This window comes from Cetobacterium somerae (assembly GCF_022430525.1).
Lineage (GTDB): Bacteria > Fusobacteriota > Fusobacteriia > Fusobacteriales > Fusobacteriaceae > Cetobacterium_A.
Genome location: NZ_CP092521.1, coordinates 35,541 through 56,663 on the forward strand (window position 1 = coordinate 35,541; position 21,123 = coordinate 56,663).

At 27.9% G+C, this 21,123-nt stretch carries 22 protein-coding genes and 1 pseudogene; 11 read left to right on the forward strand and 12 right to left on the reverse strand.

The window, feature by feature from the left end; genetic code table 11:
- Positions 1–92: 92 nt before the first annotated feature.
- The 4 genes from MKD34_RS12535 (at position 93) to MKD34_RS12550 (ending at position 3,514) form a co-directional block, all read left to right on the forward strand.
- Positions 93–461 carry a hypothetical protein gene (locus tag MKD34_RS12535; protein WP_240221873.1) on the forward strand — a complete coding sequence of 123 codons (369 nt, stop codon included), beginning with the start codon at positions 93–95 and terminating at the stop codon, positions 459–461.
- Between the two features lie 199 nt (positions 462–660).
- The gene (gene blaOXA, locus MKD34_RS12540) at positions 661–1,470 is read left to right on the forward strand and encodes a class D beta-lactamase (protein WP_240221875.1); all 810 of its coding nucleotides are present in this window, start codon (positions 661–663) and stop codon (positions 1,468–1,470) included.
- Between the two features lie 24 nt (positions 1,471–1,494).
- The gene (locus MKD34_RS12545) at positions 1,495–2,370 is read left to right on the forward strand and encodes a DMT family transporter (RefSeq protein ID WP_240221883.1); all 876 of its coding nucleotides are present in this window, start codon (positions 1,495–1,497) and stop codon (positions 2,368–2,370) included.
- 208 nt (positions 2,371–2,578) lie between these two features.
- On the forward strand, positions 2,579–3,514 hold the full coding sequence (locus MKD34_RS12550; protein ID WP_240221885.1) for a TRM11 family SAM-dependent methyltransferase: 936 nt from the start codon (positions 2,579–2,581) through the stop codon (positions 3,512–3,514).
- 169 nt (positions 3,515–3,683) lie between these two features.
- On the opposite strand, the gene MKD34_RS12555 is transcribed toward MKD34_RS12550, so the two are convergent.
- The 4 genes from MKD34_RS12555 to MKD34_RS12570 all read right to left on the reverse strand — a co-directional run bounded on the left by MKD34_RS12555 (position 3,684) and on the right by MKD34_RS12570 (position 7,224).
- A complete protein-coding gene (locus MKD34_RS12555) occupies positions 3,684–4,136 on the reverse strand; it encodes a GNAT family N-acetyltransferase (RefSeq protein WP_407933871.1) in 453 nt (150 codons plus the stop codon).
- Positions 4,137–4,379: 243 nt separating this feature from the next.
- A complete protein-coding gene (locus MKD34_RS12560; protein ID WP_240221889.1) occupies positions 4,380–4,883 on the reverse strand; it encodes a GNAT family N-acetyltransferase in 504 nt (167 codons plus the stop codon).
- A gap of 211 nt (positions 4,884–5,094) precedes the next feature.
- Positions 5,095–6,021, reverse strand: a complete 927-nt coding sequence (locus MKD34_RS12565; protein ID WP_240221891.1) for an AEC family transporter — start codon at positions 6,019–6,021, stop codon at positions 5,095–5,097.
- Between the two features lie 33 nt (positions 6,022–6,054).
- Positions 6,055–7,224 (reverse strand): NAD(P)-dependent malic enzyme, encoded by a 1,170-nt coding sequence (locus tag MKD34_RS12570; RefSeq protein WP_240221893.1) that lies wholly within the window; start codon positions 7,222–7,224, stop codon positions 6,055–6,057.
- 284 nt (positions 7,225–7,508) lie between these two features.
- On the opposite strand from MKD34_RS12570, the pseudogene msrB reads away from it, so the two are divergent.
- Together msrB and msrA are read left to right on the forward strand one after the other, a co-directional pair.
- Positions 7,509–7,955: pseudogene (gene msrB / locus MKD34_RS12575) on the forward strand (peptide-methionine (R)-S-oxide reductase MsrB); the annotation flags it as partial.
- Between the two features lie 37 nt (positions 7,956–7,992).
- Positions 7,993–8,574, forward strand: coding sequence for a peptide-methionine (S)-S-oxide reductase MsrA (gene msrA / locus MKD34_RS12580; RefSeq protein WP_240221895.1), 582 nt, complete (start codon positions 7,993–7,995; stop codon positions 8,572–8,574).
- A gap of 73 nt (positions 8,575–8,647) precedes the next feature.
- Here the strand turns inward: msrA and rarD are convergent, their stop codons facing one another.
- Genes rarD through MKD34_RS12595 form a run of 3 tightly spaced genes read right to left on the reverse strand, consistent with a single transcriptional unit; the run spans position 8,648 to position 10,851 of the window.
- The gene (gene rarD / locus MKD34_RS12585) at positions 8,648–9,511 is read right to left on the reverse strand and encodes an EamA family transporter RarD (RefSeq protein ID WP_240221897.1); all 864 of its coding nucleotides are present in this window, start codon (positions 9,509–9,511) and stop codon (positions 8,648–8,650) included.
- 21 nt (positions 9,512–9,532) lie between these two features.
- Positions 9,533–10,222 carry a YjjG family noncanonical pyrimidine nucleotidase gene (locus MKD34_RS12590; protein ID WP_240221899.1) on the reverse strand — a complete coding sequence of 230 codons (690 nt, stop codon included), beginning with the start codon at positions 10,220–10,222 and terminating at the stop codon, positions 9,533–9,535.
- Complete coding sequence (locus MKD34_RS12595) at positions 10,219–10,851, reverse strand: hypothetical protein (protein WP_240221901.1); 633 nt, start codon at positions 10,849–10,851, stop codon at positions 10,219–10,221. Before MKD34_RS12595 ends, MKD34_RS12590 begins: the two co-directional genes overlap by 4 nt.
- A gap of 133 nt (positions 10,852–10,984) precedes the next feature.
- On the opposite strand from MKD34_RS12595, the gene MKD34_RS12600 reads away from it, so the two are divergent.
- On the forward strand, positions 10,985–11,656 hold the full coding sequence (locus MKD34_RS12600; protein WP_240221903.1) for a cyclic nucleotide-binding domain-containing protein: 672 nt from the start codon (positions 10,985–10,987) through the stop codon (positions 11,654–11,656).
- Positions 11,657–11,731: 75 nt separating this feature from the next.
- Here MKD34_RS12600 and MKD34_RS12605 read toward each other — a convergent pair whose 3' ends face one another.
- A complete protein-coding gene (locus tag MKD34_RS12605; protein WP_240221905.1) occupies positions 11,732–13,096 on the reverse strand; it encodes an ATP-binding protein in 1,365 nt (454 codons plus the stop codon).
- Between the two features lie 160 nt (positions 13,097–13,256).
- On the opposite strand from MKD34_RS12605, the gene MKD34_RS12610 reads away from it, so the two are divergent.
- The 3 genes from MKD34_RS12610 (at position 13,257) to MKD34_RS12620 (ending at position 14,982) form a co-directional block, all read left to right on the forward strand.
- On the forward strand, positions 13,257–13,649 hold the full coding sequence (locus tag MKD34_RS12610) for a VOC family protein (RefSeq protein WP_240221907.1): 393 nt from the start codon (positions 13,257–13,259) through the stop codon (positions 13,647–13,649).
- Positions 13,650–13,788: 139 nt separating this feature from the next.
- Entirely contained in the window at positions 13,789–14,388 is a 600-nt protein-coding gene (locus MKD34_RS12615; protein ID WP_240221909.1) for a DUF1349 domain-containing protein, read from the forward strand.
- A 156-nt stretch (positions 14,389–14,544) separates the two neighbouring features.
- Positions 14,545–14,982 (forward strand): CGGC domain-containing protein, encoded by a 438-nt coding sequence (locus MKD34_RS12620; protein WP_240221911.1) that lies wholly within the window; start codon positions 14,545–14,547, stop codon positions 14,980–14,982.
- Positions 14,983–14,984: 2 nt separating this feature from the next.
- On the opposite strand, the gene MKD34_RS12625 is transcribed toward MKD34_RS12620, so the two are convergent.
- Complete coding sequence (locus tag MKD34_RS12625; protein WP_240221912.1) at positions 14,985–15,326, reverse strand: winged helix-turn-helix transcriptional regulator; 342 nt, start codon at positions 15,324–15,326, stop codon at positions 14,985–14,987.
- A 140-nt stretch (positions 15,327–15,466) separates the two neighbouring features.
- Here MKD34_RS12625 and MKD34_RS12630 point away from each other — a divergent pair, with 140 nt between their 5' ends.
- Positions 15,467–15,985, forward strand: coding sequence for a cysteine hydrolase family protein (locus tag MKD34_RS12630; RefSeq protein WP_240221914.1), 519 nt, complete (start codon positions 15,467–15,469; stop codon positions 15,983–15,985).
- A gap of 163 nt (positions 15,986–16,148) precedes the next feature.
- Here MKD34_RS12630 and MKD34_RS12635 read toward each other — a convergent pair whose 3' ends face one another.
- The 3 genes from MKD34_RS12635 to MKD34_RS12645 are packed head-to-tail and all read right to left on the reverse strand — an operon-like array spanning position 16,149 to position 21,082.
- Positions 16,149–16,286, reverse strand: coding sequence for a hypothetical protein (locus MKD34_RS12635; protein ID WP_240221916.1), 138 nt, complete (start codon positions 16,284–16,286; stop codon positions 16,149–16,151).
- Between the two features lie 29 nt (positions 16,287–16,315).
- Positions 16,316–19,414, reverse strand: coding sequence for a type I restriction endonuclease subunit R (locus MKD34_RS12640; protein ID WP_240221918.1), 3,099 nt, complete (start codon positions 19,412–19,414; stop codon positions 16,316–16,318).
- Between the two features lie 15 nt (positions 19,415–19,429).
- A complete protein-coding gene (locus MKD34_RS12645) occupies positions 19,430–21,082 on the reverse strand; it encodes an AAA family ATPase (RefSeq protein WP_240221920.1) in 1,653 nt (550 codons plus the stop codon).
- Positions 21,083–21,123 lie beyond the last annotated feature (41 nt).

Here is a 21,123-nt window from a genome sequence, read left to right on the forward strand (position 1 = left end):
GAGCCTCTATCCCCCCCAGAGGCTCTCCTCCTTTTTTGGAGAATTTCTAATTTTATATGATATAATACTTCTATAAAAAAGGAGGTTAGAAAATGAAAAAAATATGGTTAGGATTAGTTTTAATAATGTTCAGTTTATTAGGTTGTAAGAGTCTTGAAGAAAAAAAAGAAAACTCAATTAAAATAAACCTTATTGGAAATATTGTACCTAAAGATAATTTAACTGTTTTACTTTTTGCGTATGATGATAGAATAGCTGATAAAAAAGCCGATTTAGTTGGAAAAAAAAATATTATACTAAAAGAACATGAAAATATTGTTGAGTTTACAACTCCAAAAGATAATAGAACTTACTACATCTCTTTAGAAAATAATGATGACTATTCTTTGGATTATAGCAGTGGTAGTATTCAAAAGCTTAAGTTTACGAAAGGGAATGAAGTTAAAATAAATAAAAAATAACTCTATAAGGAACTTTTACAAGTTCCTTTTTTATTTGCTATAGAATAAAATTAAATAAAAATTTCTAAAAAATATTTTTTATAGCTAATTATTTAAAACTAATGTATAATATCACAAATTTATAGCTAAACTCTTTTAATTAGAGAGACATAAACTGATCAATATAAAAAAATATATAAAATATCTAAAGGAGAGTTTTATGAAAAAATATATTTATCTTATAGGAGGAATTTTAATGCTGTTATTAAGTCCACTCTATGGAGCTGAATTTAAAGAAAATGATAGCATTTCAAATTTTTTTAAACAAAAAAATATCAATGGAACCTTTGTACTTTACGATGTCCAGACTAAAAGTTTAACGGGTTATAATGAAACCCGTGCATTTACTCAATATCAACCTGCTTCTACTTTTAAAATTCCAAACACTTTAATAGGCCTCTCTCTAGGGATAGTTAAAAATGTAGATACCGTTGCTTATAAGCACGATGGAAAAAAATTATGGAATAAATCTTGGGAAAAAGATGTAAATCTTAGGGAAGCTATAAAATTATCTCACTTACCTGCATATCAGCAGTTAGCTCAGAAAATCGGAACAGTTAAAATGCAAGAGAATCTTTCAAAAATAGATTATGGTAATAAAAATATTGGAAAGAATCTTACAACTTTCTGGTTAAGAGGTCCGTTAAAAATAAGTGCTATTGAACAGGTATATTTTTTAGAAAAACTTGCCAAACGTGAACTTGATTACTCTAAAGATATCCAGGAATCTGTTATAGAAATTATTAAATTAGATAATGGTGATATGTGGACACTGTACGGTAAAACGGGTTGGGCAACAAGAGATTTAAACAAAAACCTTAACCCTACTTTAGGATGGTTCGTAGGTTGGGTGGAACAAAATAAGAAACTTTACATCTTTGCTTTAAATATGGATATAAAAGATTCTTCACAACTTCCTCTACGACAAGAAATAGCTCTTGAAATTTTAAAAAATGAATTAAATATTTAGAAAATGAAAAATGGGGGGTAAACAGTGAATGCTAAATTAAAAATAATTATTACAATGGTAACCTTTGGAACTTTAGGTCCTTTTATTAAAAATATAGGTCTTGTTTCCAGTGAAATAGCTTTATATAGAGCAATTATAGCTCTGATAATTCTTACGATTTTTATATTGTTCAACAAAAAATTTTCTCAAGTCTCTACGGTTAAAAATAATCTTTGGAAACTATTTTTTTCTGGAGGAGCTATGGGATTTAACTGGATCTTACTCTTTGAAGCTTACAATTATACCAGTATCGCCTTAGCGACTCTTTGTTACTATTTTGCTCCTGTTGTCGTTGTTATAATGAGTACTCTCTTTTTTAGAGAAAAACTTACACTTAAACAAATAATATGTTTTATAGGTTCTACAATAGGTTTGATACTTATAATAGGAGTCAGCAGTGGAGGAAAAAGTGATATGACTGGTATTTTATTTGGCCTTGGAGCAGCTGTTCTTTATGCCACAGTAATTTTATTAAATAAATCTATGACTGGTATCGACGGAATAACAAGAACTATATTTCAACTTGCTGCGGCAGTTATGGTTATATTTCCTTATGTTTTTGGAACTGAAGGTTTTCATATATTACAACTTGATAATATTGGATTAATTAATCTTATTATTGTAGGAATAGTACATACTGGAATAGTTTATGTTTTATATTTTTCGTCACTCTCGGAATTAAGTGGACAGGAAGTATCAGTACTTAGCTATTTAGATCCTCTTTTTGCAATTTTAATATCTATTTTATGGATGGGAGAATCTATAACTCAACTTCAATTATTAGGTGGTGGAATGATTCTTCTATTTACTCTTACCAACGAAATGAAAATTTATAAAAAATCTATTTTAAAAGCAAAATAGTCATTATCTTTACAATCAAAAAAGTTCAGTAAATACTGGACTTTTTTTAGTCTTATAATTTTGTTTAATTTCATTTTAAAATAAAATATTTATGGACTAACTGTGATAATTAGAATAAAATATTTGTATCTATTTAACAGAACAAATTTTAAATATAATTATTAAGGATTTAAAGAAGATAAAAATAAATTTTGAAGGAACGTGAAATATGAACCAAGTTTTAAAGTATATGTATATAGTTAATTATCCAACATTTGAAGAAGATCTCTGTCTATTAGAAATGAGAGCTATTTTTGGGAAAATACCCGATGAAAAAACTTTATTTTCAAATATAGGATTTAATTCATCTAATAGTCCTTTTATAAAGACTCGTCTGGATATTATCTATGAGAAAGATACTATAGAAGAACTTTTAGTTGAAATAAATAAGGACACAACAGTCTATAATAACTTTAAATTAGAATATGTGAGATTAAACAATAATAATAACATCCCTTATGAGGAAAGATTAGATTTGATAAAAAAACTTTCTATGAATATTATAGGTACTCACAATTTTAAAAATCCTGAATTTAATTTTGGTGTAACTAAAGTCGATGGCAAGTGGCTATTTGGTATTGATAATAAAAATGATTACAAATGGCATACTCATGACAATAAGCCGTGCTCTTATTCTAATTCATTAGGTGTTAAAGTTGCTAAAGCTATTGTTAATATTGCTAACAATGGTTTAAAAGAAAAAACTATTATAGACCCTTGTTGTGGAGTTGGAACTACAATAGTTGAAGCACTAGATGCTGGTTATCAGATAGAAGGATATGAAATAAATAAACACATCGCAAAAAATGCAAATATTAATTTAGAGTTTTATGGATTTAATCCTATAGTTATAAATGACGATATGCATAATATAAAGAAGAAATATGATAGTTCTATAATTGATATTCCTTATGGTCTTTTTAGTCATACTTCTGAAGATGAACAACAAGATATAATTAATACTGCTCGAAGAATTTCAAATAAAATAGTTTTAATCTCTTTTGAAGAACATGATTCCATGATAGCTAAAGCTGGATTTAAAATAATTGATAGATGTGTTGTTACAAAGGGAAAGTTTAAAAGATTCATAGTAGTTGCAGAATAATTTTTTATTTATAATTAAAATATTCAAAAAAAATAAATTAAATTTAAAACTTTTTTTAGAAACCTGTGGTCTAAATATTATAAGTGTTAAAAGTAAAAATATAATTTAATCCCCCTAAAAAGAGCCTCTATCCCCCCAGAGGCTCTTTCCCTTTTTTGAAACTTCTTTTTTACTTATTTAATTTCATATGTAAGATTGGATAAGGATTACCGTGGTCATCAAATTCAGATCTTTTGAATACGCTAAAACCTATATGCTCATAAAAAGCAGTTCCTTTTGGATTTTGTTCATTAACATCTACATATTTTACATTAAGATTAGAAATTACAAAATTAATAAGTTGCTTACCAATCCCTTTTCCACGAAAATCATCACTTACAAAAAGCATTTCTATTTTATCCTCATGAATCCCTATAAAAGCTATTATTTCCTCATTATTTCTTATACAAAAGAATTCATCTACATAAAGAGCCCCCTGCTCAACAAGCGGCTTTAAATCCATTATGTCACTTTCTTTTAAAAAGAAATGTGTTGCTCGAACTGAAGACTCCCAAACATTTAATATATCACTGATTTCTTTTTTTATTAACTCTTTATTTAGTTTTTCTATTTTATAACTCACTATAATTTTCAACTCCATTTACATTATTTATTTATAAAACTACACTACACTCAGTGTTTTAATATTATTTTGAAAGACCCTTTCGTCAATTGCTTCATCCTTTGAAACTACATTTTTTCATTTCATTTAAAAAAGTCTCTAACTCGTTCTTTTCTTCAAGAGTCAACGTTTCTTTATTCAAAAGTTCTTGAAATCTTTTCTCATCCATATAGCTTCTCCTTTCTAAATAGAATCTATTAGGCTTTAAATTTTTTTATAATTTTCAGACAATTTTTTTAAATTTTTCCCAGTTACTCTGAATGTTGTCCATTCATCCATCGGCTCTGCACCTAACTTCTTATAAAACTCAATAGATGACTTATTCCAATCAAGACACCACCATTCTAACCTTCCACAATCTCTTTCCTCACATAAAGTAGCTAAATATCCTAACATTTGTTTCCCAAAGTCTCTCCCTCTAAAAGCTGGCTTTACATATAAATCTTCTAGATATATCCCCGGTTTCCCTAAAAATGTAGAAAAGTTATGAAAAAATAAAGCAAAACCTATAGGCTTTCCATTTAATTCTCCTATTATAACTTCCGCCATATTTCTTTTAAAAAGAGACTCTCTCAAAATCTCTTCTGTTGCTACTACTTCAGAAAGTAATTTTTCATAATCAGCTAACTCTTTTATAAATTTTAAAATTAAACTTGTATCTTCTTCCTTTGCAATTCTAATTTTAAACTCCTGTTTTTGATCTAACATCTATCCCTCCGATTAAAATTTTCTAATTTTTATCTCAACTTTAATATACCCTATCTTCCTTATCTTTGCAAATATTTAAACTAAACCTTATTTTATGGTGGAAATTAAAAAAAATGGTTATCAAACATTATTGTTTGATAACCATTTCTCTACAATCTAAAACCACTAGAATTAACTAGTAGTTTTTGCGTATAAAAATTAATTTTTAGACTTAAAGTATAAATGAGATTAAGAAACTAAGTGTCACTATTGAAAAAATTGTTCCTAATATTGTTGAACTAGAACTTTCAACCTCTGAAACTCCATATTTTAATCCAAACATTGTAGAAATTGTCGCTGTTGGCATAGCACAAAGTAGTAAAATCTCTTTTGCCATTATTCCTTTTAAATGGAATAAAACAATTAATCCACTCATAATGATTGGCTGTAAAATATTTTTCATAAAGATATTAAAATAAACTTGTCCTGATAAAACAACTCTATAACTAGCCATAATTAGTCCAAGAGAGAATAGTGAAACTCCCGATGTACTCTTTCCAATAAGTTCAAAAGAGTGGAAAACAACTTTCGGTATCTCAATATGGAAAACTGAGCATAGTAGTCCCAGTATAGGAGCTATTATCAATGGCTTTTTAATACAGTTGATTAAGCTTGATTTTATTATTTTCATTGGACTTGCTGTAGCATCTTTTGACTCTAAGATAATTGTTGTTATAGGAATCATAAATATACTTGTTATAACATTTCCAATTGCAACAGAGATTAGGGCTTCTGGCCCTATTAAAGATGTTAAAACTGGAATACCCATAAATGCCATATTTGGAAAAGCACAAACAATTGAACCTTGAGCTGCTTTTCTTGAATCGTATTTGAATATATGTTTTTGTATAATAAAAGAGATCACGTATAATCCCATTAAAGCTAGAGCAAAAGATGATATTATTCTAACATCTAAAAGAGTTTTAGGGTTGGCTTTAGCACTTCCAATAAATAAGTGTAATGGAAAACTGAACATCATTACATAGTCTGCAAAAGCCTTTTTATGCTCTATTGACACAATTTTCTTTTTTCCTGAAAACCACCCTAAAGCAATTACAAAAAACACTGGCACAATAGAATCTAATATTGTATCTAACACATTAAAACCTCACTTGTATTTTATTTTTAAATTTTATTTTTTTACTAAATCTGAAATGGCTTTAGCTACTGTTTCTGCAACTCTTGGATCAAATGGACTTGGAATTACATATTCAGTTGATAGCTCGTCATCAGTTATTAGATTAGCTATAGCTTGAGAAGTTGCAAACTTCATCTCTTCAGTTATTTTTTTAGCTCCACTCTCTAAGGCTCCTTTAAATAAACCTGGGAATGCTAATACATTGTTAATTTGATTTGGATAATCAGATCTTCCTGTTCCAACGATTTTAGCTCCTGCTGCTAAAGCTTCTTCTGGCATAATCTCTGGTGTTGGATTGGCCATTGCAAAAATCACAGAATCTTTATTCATCTCTTTTACCATTTCAGGTTTCAAAAGTCCTGGTGCTGATACTCCAATAAATATATCTGCTCCTTTTATAGCTTCTTTTAATCCACCTTTTAAATTCTCTTTATTTGTAATTTCAGATAACTCTGTAGTTAAGAAATTATATTCTCTATTTTCATCATCTCTAGCAATGATTCCATCAATATCAATAGCTAAAATATCAGCTACATCTAATTTTTTAATCATCTTAATTATTGATGATCCAGCTGCTCCAGCTCCACATACAACAACTTTTGCTTTAGTTATATCTTTCTTTAAAAGTTTATATGAATTTAAAATTCCAGCTGTTACAACAATTGCAGTTCCATGTTGGTCATCGTGGAACACTGGTATATCTAACTCCTCTTTTAATCTAGTTTCAATCTCAATACATCTAGGTGCTGAGATATCCTCTAAATTTATTCCACCAAAGCTTGGAGCTAAAATTTTACAAGTTCTTATAATTTCTTCAGTATCTTGAGTATCTAAACATATTGGAAATGCATTAACTCCTGCGAACTCTTTAAATAAAATAGCCTTTCCTTCCATAACTGGTAATGCAGCTTCTGCTCCTATATTTCCTAATCCTAACACAGCTGACCCATCACTTATAACAGCTACCATATTTCCTTTTGAAGTGTATTTATATACATCAGCTTTATTCTCTGCTATTCTTCTACAAGGCTCTGCAACACCTGGTGAATAAGCTAAACTTAGTTCCTCTTTTGAAGTTACAGCAACTTTACTAATAACCTCTATCTTTCCCTTATTTTTTTCGTGAAGTTCTAATGATTTTTCATAAACAGTTTCTTTTTTCATGATACATCTCCTCTAAAAAATTTTTAAGTTTATTCAAGAGCAATGATAACATAAAAAGTAAAATAAAAAAATTTAACAAAGATTTTAAACAATTAATTAACTTAATTAAGTTTTTAATGAAATATATAAAAAATATCAATAACATAACTTATTAAAGGTTTTTATTAATATTTATGGTAAATAATATACAAGAAAAAATTTTAGTAGAAATTTAAGAAAGGAACTTTATGAACGTAAAAATTTTAATAGGAGTTGGAATTATGATTGGAACTTTAGCTTTTGGAAATTGGCAAAATTTTAAAAAACCTACAGATAATGAACTAAAATCAAAACTCACACCTATTCAATATGCAGTCACTCAAAAAAATGCTACAGAACCGGCTTTTAATAATGAGTATGAGAACAATAAAAAAGCTGGAATCTATGTAGATATTGTCTCTGGTGAACCTCTTTTTTCATCTAAGGATAAGTTTGATTCAGGAACTGGTTGGCCAAGCTTTACAAAACCTTTAGTACCCGAAAATATAGTTTTAAAAAAAGATTTTAAACTTATTTGGCCAAGAACTGAAGTAAGAAGTAGATATGGTGATTCACATCTAGGTCACGTCTTTAACGATGGGCCAGCACCCACAGGAAAAAGATATTGTATGAACTCTGCTTCTCTAAAATTTATTCCTACTGAAGACTTAGAAAAAGAAGGGTACGGTGAATTTTTAAAAAACTTTCAATAATCGCTAATAAAAATTAAATTTTTGAGGAGAAATCATTATGAATAGAATAAAATTTTTATTAATATCAATGATAACTTTAAGTACTATTTCTATGGCTGAAATAAAAGTAGCTTATTTAGCTGGAGGATGTTTTTGGTGTACAGAAGCTGATATGGAAAAAGTTCCTGGAGTTGTAGATGTAATCTCTGGATACTCTGGTGGACATGTGGAAAACCCTACATATGACCAAGTATCTAGTGGAACCACTGGACATTTTGAGTCTATCGAGGTAAAATATGATAGTGACAAAATTAGCTATTCTCAATTATTACATAGCTTTTTAAAGGTAATTAATCCTACTGATGACAATGGACAATTTGTAGATAGAGGATATCAGTACTCACCAGCTATTTTCTATCAAAATACCAATGAAGAGAATCTTGCAAAAAAAGCTTTAAAGCAAATACAAAAAGAAGGACATTTTGCTGAAATAAATGTTAAACTTCTTCCGTTTAATAAATTCTATGCTGCCGAGAAGTATCATCAAGATTATTATAAAAAAAATCCTATACGATATAAATACTACAGATATCGTTCTGGTAGAGATCAATTCTTAGAAAAAGTTTGGGGAAATAATTAAATAAAAATAAAAGGAAGCCTTTAAAAGCTTCCTTTTTTATATATAAATTTTTTATGATAAATTATATAATACCCTATCTCTTTACTCTAAAAAGAGATGCAGTATATATAATAAGGCCACTCCAAATTAAAGAGAATGTTATAGTATGTACACTTGAAAAGTTTTCTCCAAATACGAACACTCCAAGTAGTAAAACCAATGTAGGCGTAAGATATTGAAAAAATCCAATAGATGATAATTTTGATAACTTCGTTCCTAAAGAGAAAAGAAAAAGTGGTATTACCGTTACAACTCCTGCTCCCATCAATAAAATTTTATCAAAATTTGCTGCTTCTACCCCTTTTCCACCTTTAATCATTAGTAAGTATAAGATTGCAACTGGAAAATATACCAATGTTTCAATTGTTAATGCTAAAATTGGATCAATTTTGATTTTCTTTTTTGCTATACTGTACCCTGTAAAAGTTCCAGCTACTAAAAGAGAGTATAGTGGTAACTTTTGATAAATAATAGACATATAGCATACTCCTAATGTAGCTAAAATAATTGCAATTTTTTGATGTTTACTTAAAGTTTCTTTAAAAATAAATCTTCCAGCAAGAATTAAAAGCAGCGGATTTATAAAGTATCCTAAGCTAGCTTCTAAAACACGGTTACTATTAACTAAAAAGATATACGACATCCAGTTTGCACAATTAAATGTAGCAGCTAAAATAATATAGTATATTGTTTTTTTATTTTTAAAAATCTCAACTAACTCATTTTTTTGTTTTTTTAAAATCACAAAAATAATTAGAAAGAAAAAAGACCAAATTATTCTGTGTGAAACAATCTCTAAAGCTGGAATACTTTTTAGATTTGTCCAGTATAAAGGGAAAAGTCCCCATAATACAAAGGCAGTTAAGGAATACAACATCCCTTTTTGATTATTTTCCATTTAAATCTCCTCGATAATTTTTTATTTTAATAATAGATCCAAAAGCCCTTTTAAATTTGAAATTTCATAGGTCGGTTTAATCTCACCATCTATTGTGATACCCTTTGGATTATATAGACAGGTATCGATTCCAAAGTTTATTCCCCCTCTTATATCTGAGGTTAAACTATCTCCAATCATTAGAATGTTTGAGATATTTTCTATCTGGTTGTTTTCTAAAGCTATTTTAAATATTTCAGGATTTGGTTTTGAAACTCCAACCTCTTCAGAAACTATAATATCATTGAAATATGGAGCTATTAAAGAGTTTCTAATTCTTCCATTTTGAACCTTTGTAAGTCCATTGGTTATAATGAATAGTTTATATTTTCCATATAACTCCTTTATTAAATCTAAACTATCATGAAAAAGAATTGAAGATTTAGAAAGATTGTCCATATATCTATCTGCAAAATCATATGGATCAAAAATATAGTTAAGACGATTGCAATATCTTCTAAATCTCTCTATTTTTAACTCACCTTGAGTTATTTTTCCCTCCTCTAACTCTTTCCATATTTTACTATTTATCTCTTTGTATATTGGCAAATGGTATTCCTTATCATAGTCAATCTCATAACCAATTAAAGTTTTTTCTAAAGCTTCCATTTCCGATGCTTTAAAATCAAATAAAGTATCGTCTGCATCAAAAATTAATGTATTGTATTTCATGATTTCACCCCGTTATTTTTTTCAGCATAATCCTTTGCAAGATTTATACTTAAAGATAAAAGAAACATACTTATTATTGTCCCTTCTCTAACATAGATTGGAAGATCTCCAACCATTGATATTCCCACTGAAATGATAAGAGAAAAAACATCTACTAAATATCTTAATTTCATAAATGAAATTTTAGTCATTTGAGATATTTTTATACACACATTTTCAAGAGGAAAAGTTATTATATTATAATATATAATAATACCTATAGACAACCCACTTATTACTGTTCCACCACTAAAAATTAAAAGCCGTTGAATATATCCAAGAGAGGATAGGCCACTAAAAATATTATATGTAAAATAATTAATAAAACTTCCAAACATAAAAACAGAAACTCCCTGTACCAAATATTTATATTTCTCATTAAATTTAGTTAATATCATATAGATTAGTAAAAATATTATGTTGAAAAATGTCGTTATAGTTCCAACTTTTATGTCACTCATAGTTGCAACAGCTAAGTTCATGGAGTTGTAGCTGCTTACACCTATATTTGCAACAATTCCTAAACTCACTCCAAGAGCTGAAATTATATAAAAAATATAAGATTTTGTAATGTTTAAAATTAACTTCATAGAATACTCTCCTTTTAATTTATGTCTAATTTGTATAAAGTATAATTTATATAGATTCTAGAATAATTACACTATTATTTTAATTGAAATAGCTTTATAATAATATGAAATATTGCACATTATGGAGGAAATTATGAAGAAAATTTCAATGGAAAATATAAATAAAAGTTTAAAATTAAATATTGATAAATATGGGAATATTTTTGGTTCCCTTACCTCTAATATGGAAGTTGAAATTTTTAATCCTGGGGAAAAGATTATTTTTTATAATGCCCCTCTTGAAAAATTGAGATTTATGATTCAAGGGAGAGCCAAGATACTCTTTGTCCATGAGGATGGGAAGCAATCCATAATTCATTTTGTTAAAAAAGGGGAGTATTTAGGAGAACTGAGTTTTTTAGAGATTGAAAAGGACCCTAAGGAGGTTATTTCAATTACAGAATCGATTTTTGTTTCAATTGATATGTCTCTAGCTAAAAAAGAGTTAGTTAAAGACACTCAATTTCTATTTGATTTATCTAAGTTTATTGGAAATAAGATGTTAGAACGAACTTACTTCCACTCTAAAAATCAAAATTATGGACTAAAAAATAGACTAGCTGGATATATTTTAATGTCTCAAAGCAATGAGATATATTTAGAAAAACACACTGAAACAGCGGAATATCTAGGAGTAAGTTATAGACAGCTTCTATATATTTTTAAAGAGTTTTTAGACCAAGGGGTGCTTATAAAACTTAAAAAAGGTTACAAAGTCAATATAAAAAATTTAGAATTATTAGCCAAGGATACAGTTATAGCTTAGGTTGATCTAAATTTTTAAAAGAGATAGAAAAGGCGTCAAAGTTTTCCTTTGACACCAGATTAAATCTATTTTATTTTAAAAATCACTTAAAATAATTGAAGAATCCTTTTGACTAGCCTCTATAAGCTCCTCACTAAATCCAGACTTTGAAAATAGCATATAGTACTCTTTACGAGAGCCGTTTTTCCATTTGACAGATTTAGCTTTCTCTTTAAGTTTATAAAGAACACTCAGTCCCACATGTTTATTTGACCACTTACACTCACCAAATAAAATCTCGTTCTCTCCTAGAGCAACAACATCTATCTCCTCATTTTTATCCCACCATCTCCCAAGATTTTTTATAGGAAATGGAACTTTACTATCCCACATTAAAGTCTCCCTTGAAAGATCCTCATAAACTTTTGAGACCCAAAGGTCGAAAGTAGTTTTAATCTTTTCTAAAGGGTAGGTTAAGTTTTCAATCTCTAAATAACTTTGATACGGATAAACATAGTTAAACCAAAAGTTCAAATAGTTATCCTTTATCTTATAAAGTGCCTTTTTACTATTTTTTATATCCTCAGTTACAGGTATCTCTTTTTCAAGAATATCCAACTCTATAAGTTTAGAGATATATGGAGTTAATCCATTGGATGGAATCTCAAGCTGTGATGAGATAGAGGACATCTTCGTATTTCCAACAGCTATAGATTGTAAAATAGAGAAGTATCTAGATAGATCATTTATCTCCTCTTGAAGTAAAAACTTAGGTTCTGAGTACAAATAGTTATCTCTATCAAAAATATTATGCTCTATGTTCCAAAGAGGAGTTCTCTCTCTATTAAAACTTAAAATATATTTTGGAATCCCCCCAGTGATTGAGTACATCTCAATTAATGAATGATGTGATCTCTCACTAAAAAATTCTGGATAATATTTAAAATCTATTGGTTTTAGTTTTATCTGAGCTGTTCTTCTTCCAAATAGCGGACTATCATAAGCTAAAACCTCAGAGTACATCATAGATATTAGGGACCCGCAAAGAATTATCATAATATTTTTATCCTTTAACTTCTCATCAAAAATTCTTTGGAATATAGATGAAAAACTTTTATTTACCATACAAAGATATTGAAACTCATCAATTACCAAAACAAACTTCTCATCTCCAAGTTTACTTATAAAATAATCAAATAGCGTGTCCCAGTCTTTTATCTCAATTTTTTTTACAAAATCATCATTGAAGTGCTCTCCCAATTGATTTTTAAATCTATTTATTTGAACAGTTTCATTCTGCTTATCTGCAAAAAAATAAAAAGCTTTTTTATCTTTTATAAACTCTTTGATAAGAGTTGTCTTTCCAACTCTTCTTCTTCCGTAGATAACAGTGAAGCTTGAATTTTTTTCAAACTCTCTATTTAAAGTTTTCATCTCTTTTTGTCTATTTACAAAATTCATAATATCACCTCATCTATATTATATAATTTTAATTATAATAATTCAAATTATAATAATCTAAATTATTATACAAGATAATTTTATATTTTCCTAAAAAAATTTATAAAAAATTTAAACTTTTGATATAATAAAAAGGCTCTAAAAATTAAGGAGGTATTAAATGAAAGTACATCATGTTTGCATTGAAACATCTAAGTATGATGAATCAATATTTTTTTACACTAAAGTTTTAAATTTTTCATTAAAAAAAGAAACGTCTAATTTCCATGGAAGAGACTATAACTCTTGGTTAGAATTAGATGGATTTTATATCGAATTACAAACATCTAAAAACAAAGAACGAAAAGAATCTATTCCAAATGACAAAGGACTTGTGCATATCTGTTTTTTTGTAGAAGACATCTTCAAAGAGTTAGAAAGAATAAAATTAATTTATAATAATTTTAAACTAAAAAATAATGAGATTTTGTATAATGTAGAAGGTGGAAATCTTTTTAAATTAATTGCTCCAGAAGGTACAATTATAGAAATTAGAGGTAATCCACTCTTCTAATTTTTCTATTTAAAATTTCAATTAATATCCTTCTCAAATACAAAAATTGTAATCAAAACTAGACATCTAAATTATTATATGAAATATTTATCTAAAAAACGCAAACGTTTGCATAAAGTTGGTTAAAAGGAGAAAATTTATGAAAAATAGTATTAAATTAACTGATTTAAAATTAGAATGGATTAACAAACCTAAACATTCAAAAATTGAAAGTAGTAAAGTCTCTATAATAACAGACCCACAAACAGATTTTTGGCAACGAACTTATTATGGATTTCAAAATAATAATGCTCCAGCTTTATTATCAAAAATTGCAGATAAATATTTTTCATTTGTGGTAAAAACAGAATTTAATTCAAAACAACGGTATGACCAATGCGGAGTTATTATTTATCAAGATTCTGATAACTGGTTTAAGGCTTCAATTGAGTATGAAAATGAAGAGTTTCAAAGACTTGGAAGTGTTGTTACAAATAATGGTTATTCTGATTGGGCAACAACAGATATTCCTGCCATACATAAGTTCATGTATTATCGTCTTAGTCGTCGTGAAAATGATTTTTGTATAGAATCATCTTATGATGGTATTAATTATAAACAAATGAGAATTTTTCATCTATTTTCTGCTAACGAAATAATTAATATAGGTATTTATGCTTGTAGTCCTGAAAATTCAAGCTTTTACGCAGAATTTTCAGGACTTGAATTTGTGGATTGTAAATGGGAGGAACATAAATAATAAATATAGCCAAGTCTTTAAAACTAGACTTTAAAGCTATCTTTAGAGTTTTAATAAAGTAAAATGTAAATTAAATTATTAAAAGCAAAGGTACTTATATAGGAAATCTCCATTTTTTATTGTATCTTCTATATATAAAACTTTAGGAGGTTCTTTATGGAAAATATTGATTTCAATAATATTGAATTTATCATTATTATTCAATGTTCAATTGCAAAAAGAAGATGCAGTGGATTTTACTGCGTTCAATCATTTTATGATAAAAAAGGTACATTTCTAAATTATCCAAAAGATAAAAACATAATGTACCTTTCAATGGAGTGTGGAGGATGCTGCGGAAAAGGTGTTTCTAGTTTAATAGGGCACTTTAATAAAAAAATGGTTGATTTTTATAAAATTCCAAAAGATAAAACTGTAATTCACTTAGCTTCTTGCATGACAAATGATCAACATCATTATGATAGATGTCCTCATATTGAATATATTAAAAACATCATTGTCAAAAAGCATGGTTTTAAAAATGTTGTAGAAGGAACTTATATATCCGTTAAATCAACAAATTTAAGGGATAAAGAAATATATAATAAGTATTAGACTCATTTAGAAATACTCTTTAATTCATCTAAATATATTTCACCTAATTTTTGGTATATTTTTAAAGCTTCAATAACTTTCATTCCTTTATCGTCAGTTATATAATATTGAACGTTTAGTGGATAACCTAGGAATTTTTCTTTAGATACAAGCTTATATTCCAACAGTTCATTCAATTGTTCTAAAAGTATCTTTTGACTAATTCCTTTAATGTCTTTTTGTAATTGTGAAAGTGAAGGATTTTTTCGATAATAAATCTGCCACATAATAACAGTTTTCCATTTGCCTCTTAGAATATCATGAATAAATTCTAAAGGGCATGTATATTCTTTTCTTAGTTTCATGAATATTCTCCTTTTAGTTTATTTATTATTTTACTACATGCAAAAAAAAATTTAAAGTACCCACAAAAAAGTAAGTACTATTCAATTTCTAAAAAGCAAATTATAATAAAATATTATTTTAGTTATAGGAGGTTATTTTTATGAAAAAAGCTTTATTGATTATTGATTTACAAAATGATTATTTTCCACAAGGTAAATTTCCCCTTTGGAATACAGAAGTTACTTTAAACAATATTCTAGAAACTATCAAAATATGTAAAGATAAAAATTATCCGATAGTTCATATTCAACATATTGCTGATCCTAATTTAGGTTTAGCACCATTTTTCATTAAAGATTCAGAGGGAGTTCAAATAGTTCCTGAAATATTAGAGGCTGCACCTAATGCTCCTATAGTTATAAAAACATATGCTGACGGATTTGTAAAAACTAATTTAAATGAAGTTCTAGAAAAGTTAGATGTAGATGAGCTTTTAGTTTGTGGAATGATGACACAAAATTGTGTTACTCATACATCTATTTCAAACAAAAAAACTAAAAATTATAAAACATCTATTTTAATGGATGCATGCACATCTGTATCAGAGCCAATTCATTTAATTGGTTTAGCTGCTACTTTAACTTGGGATGTTTCTTTAATTTCATACAAAGATATTTAATCTATGACTGAAAAAATTTAAGAGTTTTAATAAAATCAAGAGGCTGACCAATAAAGTTAGCCTATTTACTTTTAATCACAATATATAGTGGTTTTACTTCCAACAAAATACAATATGTTGTGGTTAATTTATTTGTTTTTTGCTTTTTGGCCAGCCTCTTTAATTAAAGTTTTTTTGTATTTTTCAAATTATATAGCATTAGTTCTCTAAATTTTTCTTCTAAAATTTTTTTCAAAATCTCTCTTTCTTTAGAAAAAGTTGTAATATCATTTGTTTTAATCATTTCTAAAGTATAAATCAACTTATACTTCTATTAACTTTCTGAATTATTTATATGCTTCCACCAATACCTTTAAACTTCTCCACAAAGGTAGATATTTTCTTGAATACAGTACTTTTTTTAGTTAAGTAGTTAGGATTAAGAGGACTCATCTTAGGTATAATTTCGTTTAATTCAGTTCCATTATCACTAGCCTGTTCTTTTTTTAGTGATGTTAGTATGTATCTTTTAGCTGCATCAGTATTGAGTTTTTCTTCTTTAATTAACTCTTCAACCTCTTTCACTTGTTCCATTTGAGCAAATGAGAAAAATGCCTCTATGATACTAGCTTTATTGTCAAATTTATCTAAATCAGTACTATTGATAAAATCCACTATTAAACTTTCTTTTGCACGATTTCCTGTGCTTGATCTAATTAAACGACGCACATCTCCAATCAATGCATCCTTACTTTTTACTTTTTTATGTTTATCAAAAATCAACTCAAGAATATAGTCTAAATTTATCTCTTGTGACTTTAAAAGATCCACTTCAAAAACGATATCATCCCATTGTAGTGTAGAATCGTCTCCAACTGCCCCCTTCTTCTCTCGACGAAGCCACTCTCGAATATCATTATATGTAGAACGATAATCTTGAATCACTCTTTCTTTAGGCATCTCAATATTTTTCATACTCTCTATATCTTCATCACTTACATAATACATAGCTTTGAACTCTTCAACCATTTTAGAATCATCCATATCAAGAGCTTGTAAAGCTTTCAACCTTGTAAATTCATCATAATTTTGTAATATGTTCTCAACTCTTAAATACTCACCAAATAGTTTAGCAAAATCCTTTTTATCTCTCTCAGTAGCGATATCATCAACATTAGGGAAACGAGAATTCAATTCTCTAACTATCTCTATATATCCACGACGAGCTGCACCTGTACTAATATCAGCGAACCCTTCCATGTACTCTTTATAACTTTTTTCTAGAACCACATTCTTTGTATTCTTATCGCCAAATAAAGTTATAGCATCTATTGTTGCCTGTTCTAAATCTCTAAATGTAACTATATTTCCAAAATTCTTTGTAGAATCGTAGATACGGTTTGTTCTTGAGAATGCTTGTATTAATCCATGATAACGTAAGTTCTTATCAACAAACAAGGTATTTAATGTTGGAGCATCAAATCCTGTTAAAAACATTCCAACTACAATCAATAAATCAATTTCTTGCTTTCTCACTCTATTAGCAAGATCACGATAATAGTTTTGAAATTCTTTACTATCAATTCCAAAGTTTGTTTTAAACATGGTATTATAGTCATTAATTGCAGAGTTTAGAAACTCCTTTGCACTTTGATTCATTGCTGAAGGTTCAAAAGTTTCATCAAGAATTTCCCCGATAGAGTTTTGTTCTTCATTAGCTGCAAAAGAGAAGATAGTTGCAATTTTTAAAGGTTTCTCACTATTCTTTTGTAAATTTGTTAATGTTTCATAATAAAGTTTTGCTGCATCAACGCTACTTACAGTAAACATTGCATTAAATCCTTTTTCACCATTATATGTTCGATGAGTTTTTACTTTGAAGTTATTCAAAATATATTGAGATATCTCTTTGATTCTTTCTGGATGTAAAAAGGCTATCTTTGCTTCTGCTGAAGTTAGTTTATCCTCATCTTGTTCCATCTCAAGAGATTTAAACTTAGGACGTACATCATTATAATCAACTTTAAATTTAAGAACTTTCTCATCTCTAATTGCATCAGTTATAACATACGAGTGTAACTCTGTACCAAATACACTTGCAGTAGTTTCAGAACCTAAAGCATTTTCTGTAAATATTGGTGTTCCAGTAAATCCAAATTGATAATATTTCTTAAATTTCTTAGCAATATTTTTTTGAGCTTCACCAAATTGTGAACGATGAGCTTCGTCAAAAATAAAGACAACTTGTTTATTATATATTGGTAAATCTGCTTCAGTTTTGATTAGGTTATTTAACTTTTGAATAGTAGTTACAATGATTTTATTGTCATCTTTCTCAACGTTTTTTTTAAGTCCAGCAGTATTTTCAGATCCATTAACACTATCTGGAGAAAAACGTTGATACTCTTTCATTGTTTGATAATCTAAATCTTTTCTATCTACAACAAAGAATACCTTATCTATAAAATCTAACTCTGTAGCTAAACGTGCAGCTTTAAAACTTGTTAAAGTTTTTCCTGATCCTGTGGTATGCCAGATATACCCCCCACTTTCAAGAGTCTTCCACTTTTTAGCTAAATACGAACTTTTTATCTTCCACAAGATTCTTTCTGTTGCAGCTATTTGGTAAGGTCTCATAATTAGTAGTATGTTATTTGAATCAAAAACAGAGTAGTGTAGTAGTATATCTAATAGCGTATTCTTTTGAAAAAACGTTGCAGTAAAATCTTTTAAATCTCTAATCAGAGTGTTATCAGATTTTGCCCAGTTCATAGTAAAGTCAAAACTATTTTTATCTCTCTTTGTAGTATTAGCAAAGTATCTTGTATCTGTACCATTTGAAATTACACAAATCTGAAGATATTTAAATAAAGAGTTATCAGCATTAAAGCTCTCTTTAGTATATCTATTAACCTGATTAAATGCTTCACGAATAGCAATTCCACGTTTCTTTAGTTCCACTTGAATTAAAGGTAATCCATTAACTAAAATTGTTACATCATAACGATTACTTTGAGTTCCTTTTTGTTCAAACTGTGAAATAACCTGCAATTTATTTCTACTCATATTTTTCTTATCAACAAGGTAAATATTTTTAATTCGACCATCATCAAAGGTAAAATCATAAATATAATCATCATGAATTTTACGAGTTTTATCTATATAGTTATCACTCGGTTTATCTAAATACTCCTCACAAAATCTTCTCCATTCAGAGTCTAGAAATTTGATTTCATTAAGAGTTTCTAGTTGTATTCTAATATTTTTTAACATCTCTTTTGTATTAATAAGCTTAGGTAAGTATTCATAACCTTGATTTTGTAAATCTTTTATAAGTTCAGCTTCTAATTGAGCTTCAGTTTGATAACTTACACCTTGTTGAGCTATTTTGTCATATTTATCTAAAACTATAAAATTATTAGTTTCTGTAATTGGTTTATAGTCAGCCATAAATTCCCCTTTGTTTTAGTTGATTTCGCTTTCAATAGCAACATCTTTTCCACTAAAAGCCATTCCTATTTTTATTACCTTTGATACCCCATTATTTTTCATAGATATATCGTATTTTTTCTCATCTATTTGAGCTAAAGCCTCTTTTGCTTTTTCTCCAATACTATTTTTATCCCCTATTTTAAACTCAAAAATTAGTCCAAAGTTCTTCTTATCTTTAGGCTCTAAAGCGATATCATATCTTCCATAACCACTCTCTCTATTAGAAGTTATTATATATTTATCACCTAGCGTTAAAAGAAGTCCAAGCATAAAATGATGATAATACTTCTCGCTATCTCCAGCATCGTGATAACTCACTGCTGATAGATACATTCTCTTAAATTTATTTACAAATGAATTTAATTCACCTAAAAATAAATCCTCTATCATAGTTCCATAAAAATGAACGTCCCCTTTTGTATAACTCTCTATAAAACTTTGTCTAAAGAAGCTTTTAATCTCTACATTAGGTATTTTTAAAGAGTATGATTTAAGCTCGGTTATCGGAGATATTCTCATTTTTTCATATGTTAAATATCCTGAGAATAACATTAAAGACCAAATAGTGTTTGTATTATTTAAATCATCAAAGATTATATTTTCTGAGATAGTTTCCCAAATTACCTCTCCTTTAAATATCATCTCCAACTCTTCAAATACTTTTTTATCATTTTTATCTAATAACTGTTTAATCAAAGCGTTATCACTTGTATTTATCCAGTAAGCCCCTAGTACATTTTTATTTATAAAATTAATCAATGACCAAGGGTTATATACAAGTTTACCTCCAAATGTATATCCGTTATACCATCTTTTAACACCTTCTAATTCATAATCCAATCCATAGTATTTTAAAGCTTCCTCTACTTCCTCTGTTGTTAAACCGAAATAGTTAAAATCACTATCTAAGATTGTAGATACACTAAGATTATTAAGTTCTGAAAATATACTTTCTTTTGCTACTCTTAATATACAAGTAAGAACTGAAAACTCTAAATATGGATTGCCTTTTAGAGCTGCACTTAGAAAATTACGAAAGAAGAATATAGCGTCATCATAATAGCCTTGAGAGTGAGCAGTTACTAAAGGGGTATCATATTCATCTATTAAAATGATTACCTTTTTTCCATAAAATTTAAAAAGGTATTTAGATAGATTTTTTAATGCTCCCACAAAATCTCCCGTTTCATTTAAAAACTCTATCCTATCAAAATCTATTTTTTCACTCTCATCTAATTTTTCTCTGATGTATCTTTTTGTATTAAATATATCTTTTAGCAATTTTTTTATCTCTTCAAAACACTCTACCCAATTACTAACTTTTATATCTTTTAAGCTGACATATATAACTGGGTATTCGCCTTGATACATCATTTTGTCTGTATTTGAAATATCTAGCCCATTAAATAAATTTCTATTAGCTTCTTTGTCTTCTATATTAAAGAAATAGTTAAGCATCGACATATTTAAAGTTTTTCCAAATCTTCTTGGCCTAGGTAGTAGTGTAACTTTAGATTTTTTGTTAAGTAACTCATCTATCATCATTGACTTATCCACAAAATAATAGTTATTTTCTATTATCTCTTTGAAATTATCTATACCAACTGGTAACTTTTTCTTAACCATCTTTTTTCACCTCACTTTATTTATTAAAAACTATAAAATTA

Coding starts and splice junctions, on each gene's coding strand:
- MKD34_RS12535 (WP_240221873.1), top strand. CDS start 93: ATGAAAAAAATATGGTTAGGATTAGTTTTAATAATGTTCAGTTTATTA.
- blaOXA (WP_240221875.1), top strand. CDS start 661: ATGAAAAAATATATTTATCTTATAGGAGGAATTTTAATGCTGTTATTA.
- MKD34_RS12550 (WP_240221885.1), top strand. CDS start 2,579: ATGAACCAAGTTTTAAAGTATATGTATATAGTTAATTATCCAACATTT.
- MKD34_RS12560 (WP_240221889.1), bottom strand. CDS start 4,883: ATGTTAGATCAAAAACAGGAGTTTAAAATTAGAATTGCAAAGGAAGAA.
- MKD34_RS12570 (WP_240221893.1), bottom strand. CDS start 7,224: ATGAAAAAAGAAACTGTTTATGAAAAATCATTAGAACTTCACGAAAAA.
- msrA (WP_240221895.1), top strand. CDS start 7,993: ATGAATAGAATAAAATTTTTATTAATATCAATGATAACTTTAAGTACT.
- rarD (WP_240221897.1), bottom strand. CDS start 9,511: ATGGAAAATAATCAAAAAGGGATGTTGTATTCCTTAACTGCCTTTGTA.
- MKD34_RS12590 (WP_240221899.1), bottom strand. CDS start 10,222: ATGAAATACAATACATTAATTTTTGATGCAGACGATACTTTATTTGAT.
- MKD34_RS12595 (WP_240221901.1), bottom strand. CDS start 10,851: ATGAAGTTAATTTTAAACATTACAAAATCTTATATTTTTTATATAATT.
- MKD34_RS12600 (WP_240221903.1), top strand. CDS start 10,985: ATGAAGAAAATTTCAATGGAAAATATAAATAAAAGTTTAAAATTAAAT.
- MKD34_RS12605 (WP_240221905.1), bottom strand. CDS start 13,096: ATGAATTTTGTAAATAGACAAAAAGAGATGAAAACTTTAAATAGAGAG.
- MKD34_RS12610 (WP_240221907.1), top strand. CDS start 13,257: ATGAAAGTACATCATGTTTGCATTGAAACATCTAAGTATGATGAATCA.
- MKD34_RS12615 (WP_240221909.1), top strand. CDS start 13,789: ATGAAAAATAGTATTAAATTAACTGATTTAAAATTAGAATGGATTAAC.
- MKD34_RS12620 (WP_240221911.1), top strand. CDS start 14,545: ATGGAAAATATTGATTTCAATAATATTGAATTTATCATTATTATTCAA.
- MKD34_RS12625 (WP_240221912.1), bottom strand. CDS start 15,326: ATGAAACTAAGAAAAGAATATACATGCCCTTTAGAATTTATTCATGAT.
- MKD34_RS12630 (WP_240221914.1), top strand. CDS start 15,467: ATGAAAAAAGCTTTATTGATTATTGATTTACAAAATGATTATTTTCCA.
- MKD34_RS12640 (WP_240221918.1), bottom strand. CDS start 19,414: ATGGCTGACTATAAACCAATTACAGAAACTAATAATTTTATAGTTTTA.
- MKD34_RS12645 (WP_240221920.1), bottom strand. CDS start 21,082: ATGGTTAAGAAAAAGTTACCAGTTGGTATAGATAATTTCAAAGAGATA.